Source organism: Streptomyces mangrovisoli (assembly GCF_000974985.2).
GTDB classification, from domain to species: domain Bacteria; phylum Actinomycetota; class Actinomycetes; order Streptomycetales; family Streptomycetaceae; genus Streptomyces; species Streptomyces mangrovisoli.
This window is the reverse complement of sequence record NZ_LAVA02000097.1, coordinates 150,059-165,898: the sequence shown is the minus strand read 5'-3', so window position 1 is coordinate 165,898 and position 15,840 is coordinate 150,059. Positions and strand designations below refer to the sequence as shown.

Here is a 15,840-nt window from a genome sequence, read left to right as displayed (position 1 = left end):
CCTCATGCCCCACGCGCACCACCGATCCCTGTGGTTCAGCTGTGCCGATCGTAGCGAGCGGGCGGTAACCGCGAGTCCGGTTCCGCGGCATTACCGGTCCGCGCCCGAGCGGGCCACCGGTGGCCGACTGGTGATTTCACCGATACGTGAGCGGCGCGGGTCTCCTTACGGTGCTGGTGCGCTCCGGGTACGGGTGCCGTCCCCGGCGCCGGTAAGTCCCGTACGGCAAGGAGGAATTCCATGTCCCATCGTGCGTCACGGCGTCGTCGTGTCCTTGTGTCCCTCGCGGGCGTCGGCGTGCTGAGCGCGGCCGGCCTCTCGCTGCTGCCGTCCATGGCGTCCGCGGCCCCGTGCTCCGACGTCGAGGTCGTCTTCGCGCGCGGGACCGGCGAGGCCCCGGGGCTCGGCATCACCGGGACCCCGCTCGTGAAGGACATCAAGAGCGCCCTGCCGGGCCGGACCGTCGCTTCGTACGCCGTGGACTACGCGGCGAACTTCGCCCAGACGAGCGCCGGGCCCGGAGCCACGGACATGACGGAGGAGGTCGAGTCCACCGCGGCGAACTGCCCCCGCACGTCGTTCGTGCTCGGCGGCTACTCGCAGGGCGGCAGCGTCACCGACATCGCCCTGGGGATCCGCACGCAGCTGGGCACCGGCCGGACCATCCCCCAGGGACTTGCCGCACGGGTCAAGGCGGTCGTCGTCTTCGGCAACCCGCTGCGGCTGTCGGGCCGTACGATCGCCTCGGCCAGCGACCTGTTCGGTCCCAAGGCCAAGGAGTTCTGCAACACCGGCGACCCGGTCTGCGGCAACGGCCGCAACGGCGCCGCCCACTTGACGTACCACCTCAACGGCAGTGTCGACGACGGAGCCCGGTTCGCGGCGGAGCGGATCGCCCGGGGCTGAGGAACGAGGAGATCCTGGCCGGGCGCCGGGCGCCGGGCGCCGGGCGCCGGGCGCCGGGTGCCGGGTGCCGGATTTCCGCGGGACCCGGACGGGGCGATCCGCCGCCGCGTGCGGGTCAGCTGCGCAGTCCGAGGGCCGTCCGGCCGGCGTAGCGGGCCTGCGTACCCAACTCCTGCTCGATGCGTACGAGTTGGTTGTACTTCGCCGTGCGGTCGGCGCGGGAGAGCGAGCCGGTCTTGATCTGGCCGCAGCCGGTGGCGACGGCGAGGTCCGCGATGGTCGTGTCCTCGGTCTCGCCGGAGCGGTGGGACATGACGACGGTGTATCCGGCGCGGTGGGCGGTGGACACGGTGGCCAGCGTCTCGGTCAGGGTGCCGATCTGGTTGACCTTCACCAGCACGGAGTTGGCGATGCCGTCCCGGATGCCGGCCCGCAGCAGCGTCTCGTTGGTGCAGAAGACGTCGTCGCCGGTGAGCTGGCAGCGGTCGCCGAGGCGGGCGGTCAGGTCGCGCCAGCCGTCGTGGTCGTCCTCGGCCATCGCGTCCTCGATGGAGGCGACGGGGTAGCGGTCGACCAGCGTGGCCAGGTAGTCGGCGTGTTCGGCGGGGCTGCGGCGGACGCCCTCGCCTGCGTAGTCGTAGACGCCGTCATGGAAGAACTCCGAGGTGGCCGGGTCCATCACGAGGGTGATGTCGGTGCCGGGCTTGTAGCCGCTCTCCTCGATGGCGCGGACGACGAAGTCGAGGGCCTCGTCGGCGGTGCGCAGATCGGGGGCGAAGCCGCCCTCGTCGCCGACGTTGACGCTGTGGCCCGCGGCGAGAAGGCTCTCGCGCAGGGTGTGGAAGACCTCGGAGCCCATGCGGACGGCCTCGGCGAAGGTGGCCGCGCCGACCGGGGCGATCATGAACTCCTGGAAGTCCAGCGGATTGTCGGCGTGCGCGCCGCCGTTGACGATGTTCATCATCGGCACCGGGAGGAGGCGGGCGTCGACCCCGCCGACGTAGCGGTACAGCGGCAGCCGGTGGGCGGCCGCCGCGGCCTTGGCGGTGGCCAGGGAGACGCCGAGCAGGGCGTTGGCGCCGAGCCGGGACTTGGTGGCGGTGCCGTCCAGCTCGATCATGGTGTGGTCGACGGTCGCCTGGTCCTCCGCGTCGAGGCCCACGACGGCGTCCGCGACGGCCTCGTTCACGGCGTCCACCGCTCGACGGACCCCCTTGCCGTGGTAGCGGGCCGGGTCGCCGTCGCGCAGTTCGACCGCCTCCCGGGCGCCGGTGGAGGCCCCGGAGGGAACGGCCGCGCGGCCGAGTGAACCGTCTCTGAGTTCGACGTCCACCTCGACCGTCGGATTGCCCCTGCTGTCGATGATCTCCCGTGCGACGACGCGGCTGATGGCGGTCACGGTCAACTCCCCACGCTGGGCCCGCGTCCCGGACGTCGGCGGGCGTTAAGTTTCGCTCAGAAACAAAGTGAGTCCCGAAAAGGAACTTACTATGGACGCATGAGGATGCACAACGCGGACGAGACCTGCGGCGTCGCACAGGCGGCCCTGGTCCTCGGGGACTGGTGGAACGTGCTGGTACTGCGGGAAGTCGCCCGCGGCCACGTACGTTTCGACGCGCTGGCCGCCGAGCTCGGCCTGTCCCGCAAGGTGCTCACCGAGCGCCTCGGCCGACTGGTCGCGAGCGGCGTACTGAGCCGCAGCCTGTACCAACGGCGGCCGGTACGGTACGAATACCTGCTCACCGACGCCGGTACGGCGCTGTTGCCGCTGCTCGTCGCCATGCAGGACTGGGGCGACCGCTGGGTTCTCGGCGACGGCAGCCTCACGGCCACCGCGGCCGAGGACGGCGCCGAACACACGCGGATGCAGGCGCTGACCGGCACCCTCCTGCCGGACGGCCTCCGGCTGCCCGCGACCGGGGGCGGCCAACCGCCCCTCGTCCCACCGGACGCCGCCGCCACCGTGCTGTTCACCTATCCCGGCACGGGCATCGAATGGGGGCCCATCCCCGGAGCCGGGGGCTGCACCCTGGAGAACCGCCTCTTCCGGGACGCCTGGCCGGAGTTCCGGCGCGCGGGCGTGGACCTGCGCGGAATCAGCACCCAACTCGGCTACGAACAGGAGGAGTTCGCCCGCGCAGAGGAGCTGCCCTTCCCGCTTCTCTCCGACGCGGCCCACCGGTTGGCCGCGGCCCTGCGGCTGCCCACCTTCCGCGGCGCGGGCCGGCTGCGCCACAAGCGCCTGATCCTGGTCGTCGACGCCGAACGGACGGTACGGCACGTGCTGTTCCCGGTCGTCGACATCCCGTACGCGGTCGAGGAGAGCCTGCGCCTGGCCGCGGAGTGCGCTCGAACGACGTAGGCGGGCACGGCGGGTATGGAGCGCAGGGGGGCGCGGCGGGTATGGCCCGTGCGGCGGGCATGCCGGGCATGGCGGGTGCGGTGGGTCGCCCCGGCCCCCGAGTGACGGTTGCCGGGGCCGTGCCGTCAGTCAGTCGGCCCGCGCCGCCACCTCGGCCAACTTCCCTTCGAGGGCGGCGGTGTCGAGGATCTCGACGCCGATGCCCGCGAGTTCGGTGAGCGCGGAATCGGTCACCCGCGAGACGGCGTCCCGCACCAGCGCCACCCGGAAATCGCGTTCCGACGCCTGGACGATGCTGGCCCGCGGGCAGTTCGGCAGGTTGCACCCGGCGAACACCAGCGTGTCGACGCCGAGTCGCCCCAGCAGCTCCTCCAGGCAGGTGCGGTGGAAGGCGCCCCAGCGCGGCTTGAAGACCGCGTGGTCGTACGCCCCCAACCGCTGTGGCCGGCCCGCGAGGAGCAGCTCGGGATCGAGGCCGGGCGCCCCCTCGGGCGGGAGTCCCTCCGCCAGTTCGCTGCCCGCCGTGCCTGGCGCCGCGATGCGCACCCCCGACTCCAGCAGCTGCCGCCGCACGAGATCGGCGTTGCCGCCGCCGTCCTCGTACAGGCGCACGATGTGCACGACCGGCCGTCCCGCGGCGCGGTAGGCGGACACGGTCCGCCGCAGTGCGGGGAGAATCTCCGTCGTGCCCGGCACGCCGTACGGCGCGTCGGAGAGAAAATCGCGCTGCACGTCGATGGTGATGAGGGCAGAGGTCGCGAAGTGCGGTGCGGTGTAAGGGCCTTGGGTCCTGGGTTCTGCCGTCGTCATGGGCCGAGCCTACGTGGCTCCTGCATCTATGGGCTCCCGTTCACGTGCCCGTCGTGGAGCCGGGGCGGATGATCATGAGAACGGTGACCGTGGCCCAGAGCAGATTGAAGACACCCGTGAGCATCGCGAGCCGGCCCGGCGCCCGAAGGGCCGGCGGGGGCGCCGGCGTCGACAGCGAAGTCCCGTCCGCTTCGGCCAGGGCACGCTCCTGCGCGGGCAGGATCAGCAGGGCCAGGACAGCGGCGGCAGCCGTGGTCAGCACGATGGAGGTGATCAGCCAGGTGTCGCCGAGCACGCCGAGGCTGTCGGCGGTGGCGAGGCCGAAGACGGGGACCGCGACACCGAGTGCCGCGTAGACCCGGCAGATGCGGTGCAGGGTCCGCAGTGTGGGAAGGGCGTCGCCGTCGCCCGGCCGTGTCGCCATGGTGGATGCACCGGATGGACCGAGCGCGCGGCGCAAGGTCGCCGGGAACATGCTCGCCGCCACCGTGACCGGGCCGACGGCCAGGATGGCGGCCAGGACGTGCAGCGACAGAAGGAGCTTGGTCATGCCCGACGCTCCGGGGCGGTCCGGCGTCCGCCGACGGGGAGGACCTCGTGGGGCGCGACGACATCGAGCGGATCGAAACCGTCGTACGGGACGACTTGGATGTGCATGGGCTTCCTTCAGGTGCCGGTTTTCCTCTGACGCCCCGAAGTCAACCGGCTGCCGCGGTGATCGCCCAGTGGCACTGACGACATACTTCAACGGGATAGTGCCAAGGGCTTCTCGCGGGCGCGGAACCCTTGTGACATGGGGCTTCTCGGACACGGACCCGGTCCGATCCGGTTCGGCCCCGCCGCGGGGAGGAGAATTCACGCCATGCACACCGTCGCCGTACTCGCGCTGGACCAGGTGATCCCGTTCGATCTGTCCACGCCGCTCGAGGTCTTCGCCCGGACCCGGCTGCCCGACGGGCGCCCCGGCTACCAGGTCCGGGTGTGCGCCGAGCGGGACGAGATCGACGCCGGACTCTTCACCCTGCGTGCCCGCTGGGGCCTGGAGGGCCTCCGGGACGCGGACACGATCATCGTGCCGGGCGTCGCCGACCCCACGGCCGGAGTGTCGCCTGCCGTGCGCGACGCGCTGCGGTCGGCCGCCGCCGACGGCACGCGCATCGCCTCCCTCTGCGCCGGCACCTTCCCGCTGGCCGCCACCGGACTGCTCGACGGGCTGCGCGTGACGACCCACTGGATCGCGGCCGACCTGCTCGCCGCGATGCACCCGGACCTCGACGTGGACCCGGACGTCCTGTACGTCGACAACGGTCAGTTCCTGACCTCGGCCGGTGCCGCCGCGGGCCTGGACCTGTGCCTGCACATGATCCGTCGCGACTACGGATCGGCGGTCGCCGCCGACGCCGCGCGCCTTTCGGTGATGCCCCTCGAACGCGAGGGCGGCCAGGCGCAGTTCATCGTCCACGACCACGCCCCCGCACCCCAGGGCTCCGACCTCGAGACGCTGCTCACCTGGTTGCGCGAGAACCTGAGCCGCATCCTCACGCTCGCCGACATCGCCGCCCGCTCGGGCACCAGCACCCGGACCCTGATCCGGCGCTTCCGCGAACAGACCGGGACCACCCCGCTCCAGTGGCTCCACCGGGCCCGCGTCCGCCAGGCGCAGCACCTGCTGGAGACCACGAACCACTCCGTCGAACGCATCGCCACCCAGGTCGGGTTCGGCTCGCCCACCGCCTTCCGTGACCGCTTCAAACGCACCACCGGGGTCAGCCCGCAGTCCTACCGGCGAACGTTCAGCTGAGGAGGGGCCCGGCGGGGTAGCCTCCCCCGCGAGGACGGGGGGAGAGTCGTGCTGTATGGGGATGTGGGGCGGTATCAGCACCGGCGTGCGGCGGAGACGGCCGTGCAGGCGCTCGAAGGGTCCGCGTCCGGGCCGCCGGTCGTCGTGGTCCGCGGGGTGTCGGGACACGGGAAGTCCCGCCTCCTGCACCACATGAGGAGCGTCCTGACCTGTCCCGTGCGGCTGATCGACCTGTCGGCGACGATGCGCGAGCAGGCCCCGGCGAGCGAACTCGACCGGCACGTGGCCGTCGGCCTGGCGAAGGCCCTGGTCGCCGGGCGGCGCGCGGCGTGGTGGAGGATGTGGCGCTTCCGGCGTGCGGCGGGCCTGCCGGGCGGGCCCGGCCGGGGAGCCGTACGGATCGTCCTGCGGGCGGGCCGCGGCGCGTCCATGAACAACAACCGTGTCACGGTGGACGCCTCCCGCCGGCCGCTGGATCGCGAGGCGGCGGCCGAGGCGCTGATCCGCCTGGCGCGTGGATCCGCCGGCCGGGGCGCCCGGATCGTGATGGTCGACGGCTGTGAATGGCTGTACCACCTCGACGCGCCCGCCCCGGAGGACCGCGCGGCCGGCGCCGGTGCCGCCGACTGGTTCGCCGCCGTCCTGCTGCCCGGTGTCCTTCGCGCCGCACCGGGGCTCCGCTTCGTGCTGGCCACCAGGGAGCCGCTGCCGCTGGACGCCACGGTGGCACGCGAAGTGGTGCTGCGTCCCTGGCATCTGCGCGAGACCGCGGCGTTCCTGAGATCGTGCGGGATCTCCTCCCGGCCGGTGGCCGAGGCCGTGCACCGATCGTGTCGGGGCATACCCGTCTGGGTCGCCGCGGTCGCCGACGCGGCGGCCCGCAGAGGCGCGACGGCCGACGTGAGCACCGCCTGGATCCTGGAGCGGGCCCGCAGCGCTCCGGTGGAACAGTGGCTGCCCCGCGTGTTCGAGACGAGCCTCTCCGACGCCGACCGCCGGGTGCTGCGGGCGGCCGCCGTCCTCAGGAACGTGCGGACCGGTGCCGTACGGGCAGCCGTGGGTCCCGGGCGGCTGCCGCGCGGCTGGGACCGCCGGCTGCTGCGGCACTCGTTCGTGCGCCGCTACCGCCGGGCCGCGGGAGGGGCGCGCTGGGTGCTGCACCCGCTGGTGCGCACCGCGCTGCTGACCGCGTTCCGGGACGAGGACCCCGCCGGTCTGGTCGACTGCCATGAGCGGGCGGCCGCCTACTGCGCGCGGGCCGGGGACCTGATCGAGGAGAGCTACCACCGGTTCGCCGCGGGGGACGGGCGCACCGAGCGGGAGTGGCGCGCCCGGCTCGATACGGCGTACGAGGCGGGGGAGTGGGGGCCGGCGCTCCGGATCGCCGAAGTGGCCCTGACGGACGACGTGGCGGACGCGGTCGCGCGATCGCTTCCGTCGGTGACGGCGGCCGCCGCCTCGGTCGCCGGTCTCATCGCCTGGCACCAGCACCGCCACGAGCGCGCGCACCACCTGCTGCGGCGGGCGTCGCGCGCCTGCGCGGACACCGGCGACGCGGCGGCCCGCGACCGGCTGCTGATCCCGCTGGCCGACACCGCCGACGCCCTTCAGTTCTACGGCGAAGCCACCCGGACGTACGCCGAGGCACTGGCCGGCCGGCCGGAGGAGGCGGTGGCGCCGCTGCTCGCCCGGCTGGCCGCGACGGCCGAGTGCAGCGGCGATCTGCCCCTGGCCCTGGAGACCTGCCGGCGGCTCGTGGCCGCCCCGGTGATCGAACACGTCGGCGGTCCCGGGCCGCAGGCGGATGTGTGGAACGGGCTGGGGCGCGTTCTGCTCGACACGGGGTCGGCGGGGGAGGCCGAGCGGGCCCATCGCACGGCGCTGCGGCTGAGCGAGTCGCACGACGTGCCCGAAGGCGCGGCCGGCGCCCGGTGCGGTCTGGCCCGGATCCACCATGCCGCGGGCCGGGTGACCCGTGCCGAGGAACACTTCCGCGCGGCCCTGGCGCCGGCCGCAGAGGCTCAGGACGCCACCCTGCTGGCCGAGGCGTGGAACGGCATCGGCTACACGGCCTTCGACCGGGGCGAGTTCGACACCGCGCTGGACGCCCACCGCACCGCCCTCGGCCTGTCGCGCGGTGTCGGCGACCCGTACGGCGAGGCGGAGGCGTGGTGCGGCATCGGCAACACCCTTCGCGAGCGCAGCAGCCCCGCCGAGGCCGAGGAGCCGCTGCGCGGCGCCCGCGCACTGTACGAACGCGTCGAGGACCGGCGCGGTGTGGCCGCGGCGTGCTGCGGGCTGGCGAGGGTCTTCTCGGATCTGAGCCGCTGGGGCGAGGCGGAGCGGGCCTACCGGGACGCGCTGGCGGCGGCGGAACCCGCCGGCGACCTGGAGTGCCTCGGGGAGGTGCGCTACGGGCTGGGACACGTGGCCCGGGCCCGCGGTGACGATGCCGAGGCGGAGGCGCACTACCGGCAGGCACTGGAGCTGTTCGAGGCGGCCGAGGTTCCCGCCTGGCAGTGCGACGTGTGGAACGTGATGGCGGACATGTGGGCGCGTACGTCCCTGGAGCGGGCCGCCGAGGCACATGCCCGCGCCGCGCGCCTCGGAAGGGAGACCGAGTACCTCACGGGTGAGCTGCTGGGCCAGGTGGGGCTGGGCCGCGACGCTGTTCTCGCCTGGGACCTGGACACGGCCGAGCGGCAGCTCCTCCCCGCGCTGCGGCGGTGCGACGAGGCGGGGTTCGTGATGGGGCAGCTCGACGCCCTCGACTGTCTCGGCCACCTCGCGCTGATCCGGGCGGACGCGCGGGCCGCGACCTCGGCGTACCGGAAGATGCTGGAGCTGGGCCGCGACGTCGCCGAGGAGCAGCGGGTGCGCGCGCTGCTCGGCCTCGCCGAGGCAGCCGTCCTCGTCGGGGACCACGATCAGGCGGCGATCCTGGCCACCGAGGCACAGGGCCGTCTGGACGGGCTCGAGCACGTCGAACTGCTCCGTGCCGACGCCCTCCTGTGTCTCGCCGAAGTGGCGCTGGAGCGGGACCGGTTCGAGGAGTCGTGCGCACTGACCGCCAAGGCCCGGGCGGTCCTCGAGGACGACGGGTGCGGCGACGTGTTCTCCGAGGCCCGCGCCGTCCTGCTGACCGGGCTCGCCCGCCGGGGGTCGGGAGCGGCCGAAGAGGCCGCGGTCCTGCTGACCGAGGCCTGCGCGGTGGCCGAGCGCGGAGGGGTGGCGGGTCTCGCCGCCTGGGCGCGGCTCGAGTTGGGCCTGACCTACCAGGGGATGGGACGGGTGGCCGAGGCGCGCGCCTGCGCCCGGTCGATCGACAGGTCCAGGCTGCACCACCGTGCTGACCTGGACCGGTACCGAATGCTTCGCAACGGAACCTCGGGCGGTGGATGACATGAGTGCCAAGTGGATGGCCGGGCTGGCGGTCGTGCTGAGCGTGGCCGTGGGCGTGGTGACCAACCTCCTCACCGAAAAGTGGAGTTGGACCCTCGCCGTCGGCTTCGCCGTACTGCTGGGCGGCCTGGTCACGGTGACGGTCCTGGCCGCCTCCGGGCAGGGAACCGACGGGACGTCCAGGCTGGAGGCGGCGTCCGGCGGACGGGTCACCGGCAACCGGCTCACCGGCGGGCGCCGGTCCCGGTTCTGGCTGCGGGCCACCCGACGGGGGACGGTCGGCCGCAACACCGTGAACCTGGAGCACGGCGAGGCGGTGCTGAAGGCCCGGGGCGGCCAGGTCGAGGACAACACGATCGAGGGCCGATGAGCGGCGGTCCCGCTGCCCGCCGCGCGGAGCCCTCCCCACTACCCGGCGAACGCCCATGACTCGATGTCCCGGTAGTGGACCGGTCCTCGGCCCCGGACGGCGCTGCTGCCCACCAGGTGCAGTCGTGCGGCGGGCCAGGGCGCGCCGCTGAAACCGGCGATCGTCCTGGCGATGTCCGTCATCGAGGTGCGGTCCCCGCGGCGGGCCCGCGCCAGGGTGAGGTGGGGGCGCAAGGGGCGTTCCTCGAAGGTGATTCCGGACGCCTTGACGAGGGCGCGGACGTCGGCGGCGAGGAGGTGCAGCTCGTCGAGGTCCCCGTCGATCCCGCTCCACAGCACCCGGTCGTCGAAGACACCGCTGCCGCGCAGCGCCAGGCCGAGGGGCGGGCGGTCGCTCGCCAGGGCCGCGAGCGGCGCCCGCAGGAGCCGAGCCGTCGCGGGCGGCAGCTCGCCGAGGAACGCCAGGGTGATGTGCCAGTCCTCCACGCGGTTCCACCGCACGTCGGGGTGGGCCGCATAGCCGGACCGCAGGGCCCGGACCAGTTCGTCCTTCGCGTGGTCGGGCGGGGCGAGAGCGATGAAGACGCGGATCGCGGCGGGGTGGGTCTGGTCGTTCACACCCGTCTTCCTACCTCATCCGGGGAAGCGACCGGGCGGCCCCCCACGCGTCCGGATCTCGCCGGTCAGCTCCGGCCGTACAGGCCGAGGCAGGTCCGAGGTCGGCTTCGGCCGCACAGGCCGACGCAGGTCCGCCGGTCGGACTTCACCTGCGTGACAGTGGCCAAGTCGTGGTACCCGCCTACGAAAGCGGGCTCGTCCTCCCCGGCTATTCAGGCCGAGCCCGCCGCCCCTGGGCATCGTCGGCCGACCGGACCCGACGAGCCCGCGCACCGGTGGAAGAGGACGCAATGCCCACGCTGTCGGCCCGAAGCGGTACCGACGACCACATCACCGCGTTCACGAAGGCCCCCTTCGCCCCGGTCGGGCGCGGTCGGCACCCCGTCCCGCTTCTCGTCAGATGGCTTCCCTGCCTGGCCGCGCTCGGCTTCGGTCTGTGGGACCCGACCGGGGCGTCCATCTGGCGTGACGAGGCCGTCAGCTACTCGGTCGCGCAACTGAGTCCGGCGCGGATCCTCGACCTGACCGGCCACACCGACGCCGTGCACGCGGCCTACTACCTGCTTCTGCACACGGTCTTCACGGTGACCGGCCCGAGCGCGCTCGCCCTGCGGCTGCCGTCCGTCCTGGCGTCCGTGGTCTGCGCGGGGCTGGTCACCGCGGTCGCCCGGCGGCTGTCCGGGCCTCGGGCTGCCCTGGCGGCCGGACTCGCCTGGGCTGCCGCGCCGGTGGTCAGCCTGTACGCGCAGGAAGGGCGCCCCTACGCGCTGGTGTCCCTGTGCGTCGCGTCCGCCGCCTACTTCCTCGTCCGCGCCGTGCAGGCGGAGTACCGCATCGGACGCCCGCACGCGGCGCGTTGGTGGGCGGCGTACGCCGTCGCCGTCGCCGCGGCGGGCACGCTGAACGTCCTCGCCCTGCTCTGCGTGCCGGCCCTCGCCGTCACCGTGACCGCCTGGCGGCCGTCCCGGGCGGTGGTCCGGTGCTGGGCGCTCGCGACCACGGCCGGCTGCCTCGGGGTCGTGCCGACCATGCTGCGGGCCTTCGGACAGACCTCGGCGGTCGGCTGGCTGACCGCACCCACATGGCGCACCCCGCTGGAGCTGGCGGCCTCGTTCGGCGGCGGCCGCCTGGCCGTGGTGCCCGTCGCGGCACTCGTCCTCTACGGCATCCTGGGCGGCCGCCGCCGACGGGCCGACCCCGGCCGCGGGGCCCTGACCGCCCTGGCGCTGCCCCTGCTGACGATCCCGCCGGCGGTCCTCATGCTGATCTCGCTCGCGCACCCGCTCTACCAGCCGCGTTACGTGCTGTACGGGATGCTCGGCCTGAGCTGGCTGGTGGGCCAGGGACTCGACACGGCCGCCGCCCGCCTCCCGGCCCGCCCGGCCGTGTCCACGGCGGCGGCCCTGCTGGCCCTGGTCTCCCTCGCCGCCCTGGCGCTCCCGGCCCAACTGCGCATCCGCGAGGGCGACGGACACGGCGACGACCTGCGCGCCCTCGCCCGCGTCGTGGCGGCGCGCGCACAACCGGGCGACGCCGTGCTGTTCGAGCCGAAGGCGTGGCGCGGGACCGCCTTCGCCTACCCGGACGCCTTCTCCGACACCACCGACGTCGCCCTCGAAGCGCGGTTCGACCCCACCGACCCCGACGGACGGGAGCGCGACCCCTCCCAGGTCGCCGACGCCCTGCGCGGCCACCGGCGCGTCTGGGTGGTCTCCGGCCCCGGCCAGCACCGCAAACCCGGCTCCCGCGACGCCACCCTGTGGCACGCGGTCAACTCCGGCTACCGGCTGCGCCAGACCTGGCACGTCGGGGTCCAGGCCGTACGCCTGTACGTCACCCCGTGACGTGGGCCGCCGCTACTCGACCCATGCCCCGTCGCGCATGACGACCCTCCCGCGCAGCTCCGGCTCGCCGCGCCAGGCACGCACGGTCCGCGGAACCACACGGATGTACAGGAAGGAGCCTTCCTCCGCCCGCGGATCCCACCCGAACCTGGCGGCGAACGCCTCCGCCGCGTCCGCGGGCACGTCCTCGTCCGGGAAGGACTCGGCCTCCCCCTGGAGCAGCACCACGTCGAAGGCGTCCGGCAGCGCCAGACGCACGCGAGGCTCCGTGCGGACATTGCGTGCCGTCACGGAGGACGCGCCGGTGCACATCCACACCGCCCGCCCGTCCCACAGGAACCACAACGGCACCTGGTGCGGCCCGTGTTCGGGGTGGGCCGTCGACACCCAGACGTCCCGCTCGGCGGCGAGCCGTTCCTGGGTGTCGCGTACGCGCTCCGCCGTCGGGCGGCGGCCGATTCCGGTGATCTCCATGGGGCCGACCCTAAAGCCTGACCGACAGTCAGGCGGCGCGCCCGAGGCGCGGCGACCTGCCGACGGGTGGGGCCCTTGTGACCGTTGTCCGTTCGGCGGAGGATGACTCCGTGGACGGGGAGACGGCACGACGTGTCATACGGGGTCAGGACGACGCGGCACGCGGCCGGTTGCTTCCGCTGCTCGCGGAGCAGGCTCGGCAGGCCGATGCCGTGGCCGAGACGCTCACCCCGTGGCTCGGCAGGGCCTGGGTGCGGGAGCGGAGCCGGGAGCGGGGCCTGAGGGGCGGCCCCCGTGTCCCACGTGTCGATCAGTGGCGGCACCTTCATCGGCGGCCAGTTCGCCACGCAGATCGAGAACATCAACTCCACGATCGCGGGCGTCGTCCAGCAGGGCAGCCCTCAACTGGCCGAAGCCTTGCAGGTGTTGAGGCAGGCGGTACAGGACCAGGGCGGCCTGGGCGACGACGAGCGCGCGGATCTCCTCGACAACGTCGGCTATCTCGCACAGGCCGCGCAGACGCCTCCGGAGCGGCGTAACCGCGGACTCGTCAGATCCGTCCTCGCGGCACTGACGGTCGCCGCGTCCAGCGGTGAGGAAGTGCGCAGGGCGATGGAGGCGTGGGGCGGAGTGCTGCACGGAATCCTGCCCTGACGGGGTGGCGCCGGGTCCTCAGGAGCGGCGCACCGGCACAGGCAGGTCGGGGAGGCGCGGTGTGCCGTGAGCGGCATGGACACGCCAGCGACAATTGCCGGGAACGCCGCCCGCCGCTCACACACCGTTCACGGCGCCCCTGAAAAGTCGCGGCACATCGTGTACCGAAAGCACCCCACTGTGAGGGCACATGTGTCGTGAAGGGCAGTGCGCACACGAGGTGGACGTTCTCCACCCCGAGCAGGACGGCGGACCGGAGGGCACGCCGGGGCGTCGGCGGTTCCTGGCCGTGGCGGCCGCCGGTGCCGCGGCCCTCACCCTCGAGTCGCTCACCTTCGCCCAGGGCGCCGAGGCCTCGGCCCAGGGCGCGCCGCCGCAGTCGGGCGAGGAGACGCGCACGATCAGCGGACATCTGGACACCGGCGTCGCCGACTTCGTGTACCTGCCGGTCGAAGTACCGCCAGGGGTGCGGAAGATCTCCGTGTCGTACTCCTACGACAAGCCGTCCGTCCCCTCCGGAACGCCCGGCAACTCCTGCGACATCGGTGTCTTCGACGAGCGCGGGACCGCGCTGGGCGGCCGGGGGTTTCGCGGCTGGTCCGGCGGTTTCCGTACCGCGTTCGAGATCGGCAACTCCGAGGCCACGCCCGGCTATCTGCCGGGCCCGGTCGGCGAGGGAACCTGGCACGTCGTGCTCGGTCCCTACCAGGTGGCACCGCAGGGTCTGAACTATCAGGTGCAGGTCACCCTGACCTACGGCCCCGACGGGCCCGCCGCTCCCCGCCACTACCCGGCCCGACGGGCCAAGGGGCGTGGCCGCGCGTGGTACCGCGGGGACTGCCATCTGCACACGGTGCACTCCGACGGCAGACGCCAGCCGTCCGAGGTGGCGGCCGGGGCGCGGGCCGCCGGTCTGGACTTCATCGTCTCCACCGACCACAACACCTCCTCCGCACACGCCGTCTGGGGCGAGTACGCCGGCGCGGACCTGCTGATCGTCACCGGCGAGGAGGTCACCACCCGCAACGGGCACTGGCTGGCGCTGGGCCTGCCCGCCGGCGACTGGATCGACTGGCGCTACCGGACGCGCGACGACGCGTTCCCCCGGTTCGCCCGTCAGGTCCGGCGCGGCGGCGGCCTCGTGGTGCCGGCGCACATGTACTGCGCCTACGTCGCCTGCCAGTGGAAGTTCGGCTTCGACGACGCCGACGCCACCGAGGTGTGGACCGGCCCGTGGACCTACGACGACGAACACGCCGTCAGCACCTGGGACCAGAAGATCGGTGAGGCCGTCCGGTCGGGCGGCCGCTGGATCCCCGCCATGGGCAACAGCGACGCCCACAGCGAGCCGCAGGTGATCGGCCTGCCGCACAACGTCGTGCGCGCGGACGACCTGAGCACCGACGCGATCATGGACGGCATCCGCGCCGGGCACAGCTACCTCGCGGAGTCCTCGGCCGTGCAGCTCACGTTCACCGCCACGGGGAACGGGCGGCAGGCGGGCATCGGGGAGAAGCTGACCGTGCCGGCCGACGCTCCGGTGGACGTCCGGCTGGACGTCAAGGGTGTGCCCAACGGCACCGTCCGCTTCCTCACGGACGAGGGCCAGATGCACCAGGAGTCGCTCGACGCCGGGGGCGAGGGCAGCGTGGTGTGGCGGACGACCGCCTCCCTCGCCGCGTACGTCCGCGCCGAGGTGCGCCACCTGATGGCGAACGGCTCGCCGGGCCAGGGCAACACCATGGGCGACGCGCTGCTGTTCGGCTCCATGGCGGCCCTGACCAACCCGATCTTCCTGGCCGCAGCGCGGCACTGATCCGCGCCGCGCACCGGAGCGGCCGCCCGTCAGCGGCCAACCGTCCGCGGCCAACCGTCCGCGGCCGCCCGCCCATGGTCGGCCGCCCATGGGCGGCCGCTCAGGCCGAGGCGTGCTCCACCTCGGGGGCCACGGCCAGGTCCGCCACCGCGTCGAGGACCGCCCGCGCCTGGGCCCGCAGCTCGGGCGTGGCGGTGAAGCGGCCCTGCTCGTCGACGTACGCATCGATGGCAGGGACGGACAGGGTCCGCGCGGCGGGGCGCAGGCCGACCCGGCCGAGCACGGGCCGGATCATCTCGATCGCGGGGGCGCCGCCGGTCTTGCCCGCGCTGTAACTGACGAGCCCCACGGGCTTGTTCTGCCACTCCTGGTACAGGTAGTCGATCGCGTTCTTCAGCGGGGCGCTGAAGCCGCCGTTGTACATCGGCATGACGAAGACGAAGCAGTCGCCGGCGGCGATCGTCGCGCTCCAGTCCTTCGTGTGCTGGTGGCGGTAGACGCCCGCTTCCGGGTGCTCGGGCTCGTCCATGAACGGCAGCGCGATCTCGCCCAGGTCGAGCAGTCCGGTGTCGAATGCGTCCTGCTCCGCCGCGAGTTCGCTGATCCAGCGCGCGAGCCCTCGGCCGACCGACGTGGGGCGGGTGCTGGCGGAAATGACGTACAGACGGGGCACGGTCCGGCTTCCTTCGTCCGAGGGGGACGGCCCGGGTCCGTGCGGGGGATGTGACGGACCCGGGCCGGGCACGGGAACGGTGCCGGCCGGTCGGGGAGGTACCCCGGGACC

General features: G+C 73.6%; 14 protein-coding genes. 8 read left to right on the top strand and 6 right to left on the bottom strand.

Annotation, left to right across the window (positions count from 1 at the left end; genetic code table 11):
- The first annotated feature begins 240 nt into the window (after nt 1-240).
- Nucleotides 241-906 (top strand): cutinase family protein, encoded by a 666-nt coding sequence (locus WN71_RS33105; protein ID WP_046582684.1) that lies wholly within the window; start codon nt 241-243, stop codon nt 904-906.
- 115 nt (nt 907-1,021) lie between these two features.
- Here WN71_RS33105 and eno read toward each other — a convergent pair whose 3' ends face one another.
- Complete coding sequence (eno, locus tag WN71_RS33100; RefSeq protein ID WP_046582683.1) at nt 1,022-2,305, bottom strand: phosphopyruvate hydratase; 1,284 nt, start codon at nt 2,303-2,305, stop codon at nt 1,022-1,024.
- A gap of 99 nt (nt 2,306-2,404) precedes the next feature.
- On the opposite strand from eno, the gene WN71_RS33095 reads away from it, so the two are divergent.
- The gene (locus WN71_RS33095; RefSeq protein WP_046582681.1) at nt 2,405-3,268 is read left to right on the top strand and encodes a winged helix-turn-helix transcriptional regulator; all 864 of its coding nucleotides are present in this window, start codon (nt 2,405-2,407) and stop codon (nt 3,266-3,268) included.
- 129 nt (nt 3,269-3,397) lie between these two features.
- On the opposite strand, the gene WN71_RS33090 is transcribed toward WN71_RS33095, so the two are convergent.
- Together WN71_RS33090 and WN71_RS33085 are read right to left on the bottom strand one after the other, a co-directional pair.
- Complete coding sequence (locus WN71_RS33090) at nt 3,398-4,078, bottom strand: cysteine hydrolase family protein (RefSeq protein WP_046582679.1); 681 nt, start codon at nt 4,076-4,078, stop codon at nt 3,398-3,400.
- Nucleotides 4,079-4,118: 40 nt separating this feature from the next.
- A complete protein-coding gene (locus WN71_RS33085; protein ID WP_046582677.1) occupies nt 4,119-4,628 on the bottom strand; it encodes a membrane protein in 510 nt (169 codons plus the stop codon).
- Nucleotides 4,629-4,940: 312 nt separating this feature from the next.
- On the opposite strand from WN71_RS33085, the gene WN71_RS33080 reads away from it, so the two are divergent.
- The 3 genes from WN71_RS33080 (at nt 4,941) to WN71_RS33070 (ending at nt 9,651) form a co-directional block, all read left to right on the top strand.
- Nucleotides 4,941-5,879, top strand: a complete 939-nt coding sequence (locus WN71_RS33080) for a GlxA family transcriptional regulator (RefSeq protein ID WP_046582676.1) — start codon at nt 4,941-4,943, stop codon at nt 5,877-5,879.
- Between the two features lie 102 nt (nt 5,880-5,981).
- Nucleotides 5,982-9,281 (top strand): tetratricopeptide repeat protein, encoded by a 3,300-nt coding sequence (locus tag WN71_RS33075; protein WP_143074904.1) that lies wholly within the window; start codon nt 5,982-5,984, stop codon nt 9,279-9,281.
- A complete protein-coding gene (locus WN71_RS33070; protein WP_143074903.1) occupies nt 9,274-9,651 on the top strand; it encodes a hypothetical protein in 378 nt (125 codons plus the stop codon). Before WN71_RS33075 ends, WN71_RS33070 begins: the two co-directional genes overlap by 8 nt.
- Nucleotides 9,652-9,689: 38 nt before the next feature.
- Here the strand turns inward: WN71_RS33070 and thpR are convergent, their stop codons facing one another.
- Nucleotides 9,690-10,268: an RNA 2',3'-cyclic phosphodiesterase gene (gene thpR, locus WN71_RS33065; RefSeq protein WP_046591857.1), complete on the bottom strand. Its 579-nt coding sequence runs from the start codon at nt 10,266-10,268 to the stop codon at nt 9,690-9,692.
- Nucleotides 10,269-10,558: 290 nt separating this feature from the next.
- Between thpR and WN71_RS33060 the strand changes: the two genes are divergently transcribed.
- Nucleotides 10,559-12,112 carry a glycosyltransferase family 39 protein gene (locus WN71_RS33060; protein WP_052743193.1) on the top strand — a complete coding sequence of 518 codons (1,554 nt, stop codon included), beginning with the start codon at nt 10,559-10,561 and terminating at the stop codon, nt 12,110-12,112.
- A gap of 12 nt (nt 12,113-12,124) precedes the next feature.
- Here WN71_RS33060 and WN71_RS33055 read toward each other — a convergent pair whose 3' ends face one another.
- Nucleotides 12,125-12,586, bottom strand: a complete 462-nt coding sequence (locus WN71_RS33055) for a pyridoxamine 5'-phosphate oxidase family protein (RefSeq protein ID WP_046591858.1) — start codon at nt 12,584-12,586, stop codon at nt 12,125-12,127.
- A 294-nt stretch (nt 12,587-12,880) separates the two neighbouring features.
- Here WN71_RS33055 and WN71_RS33050 point away from each other — a divergent pair, with 294 nt between their 5' ends.
- Nucleotides 12,881-13,240: a hypothetical protein gene (locus WN71_RS33050; protein ID WP_046591859.1), complete on the top strand. Its 360-nt coding sequence runs from the start codon at nt 12,881-12,883 to the stop codon at nt 13,238-13,240.
- Between the two features lie 220 nt (nt 13,241-13,460).
- Nucleotides 13,461-15,056, top strand: coding sequence for a CehA/McbA family metallohydrolase (locus WN71_RS33045; RefSeq protein WP_046591860.1), 1,596 nt, complete (start codon nt 13,461-13,463; stop codon nt 15,054-15,056).
- A 100-nt stretch (nt 15,057-15,156) separates the two neighbouring features.
- Here the strand turns inward: WN71_RS33045 and WN71_RS33040 are convergent, their stop codons facing one another.
- Nucleotides 15,157-15,729 carry an NADPH-dependent FMN reductase gene (locus WN71_RS33040; protein WP_046591861.1) on the bottom strand — a complete coding sequence of 191 codons (573 nt, stop codon included), beginning with the start codon at nt 15,727-15,729 and terminating at the stop codon, nt 15,157-15,159.
- Nucleotides 15,730-15,840 lie beyond the last annotated feature (111 nt).

What these genes read in the sequence shown, in the direction of transcription:
- WN71_RS33080 (WP_046582676.1), top strand. Translation starts at nt 4,941, where the DNA reads ATGCACACCGTCGCCGTACTCGCGCTGGACCAGGTGATCCCGTTCGAT.
- WN71_RS33085 (WP_046582677.1), bottom strand. Translation starts at nt 4,628, where the DNA reads ATGACCAAGCTCCTTCTGTCGCTGCACGTCCTGGCCGCCATCCTGGCC.
- WN71_RS33095 (WP_046582681.1), top strand. Translation starts at nt 2,405, where the DNA reads ATGAGGATGCACAACGCGGACGAGACCTGCGGCGTCGCACAGGCGGCC.
- WN71_RS33055 (WP_046591858.1), bottom strand. Translation starts at nt 12,586, where the DNA reads ATGGAGATCACCGGAATCGGCCGCCGCCCGACGGCGGAGCGCGTACGC.
- WN71_RS33105 (WP_046582684.1), top strand. Translation starts at nt 241, where the DNA reads ATGTCCCATCGTGCGTCACGGCGTCGTCGTGTCCTTGTGTCCCTCGCG.
- WN71_RS33090 (WP_046582679.1), bottom strand. Translation starts at nt 4,078, where the DNA reads ATGACGACGGCAGAACCCAGGACCCAAGGCCCTTACACCGCACCGCAC.
- WN71_RS33060 (WP_052743193.1), top strand. Translation starts at nt 10,559, where the DNA reads ATGCCCACGCTGTCGGCCCGAAGCGGTACCGACGACCACATCACCGCG.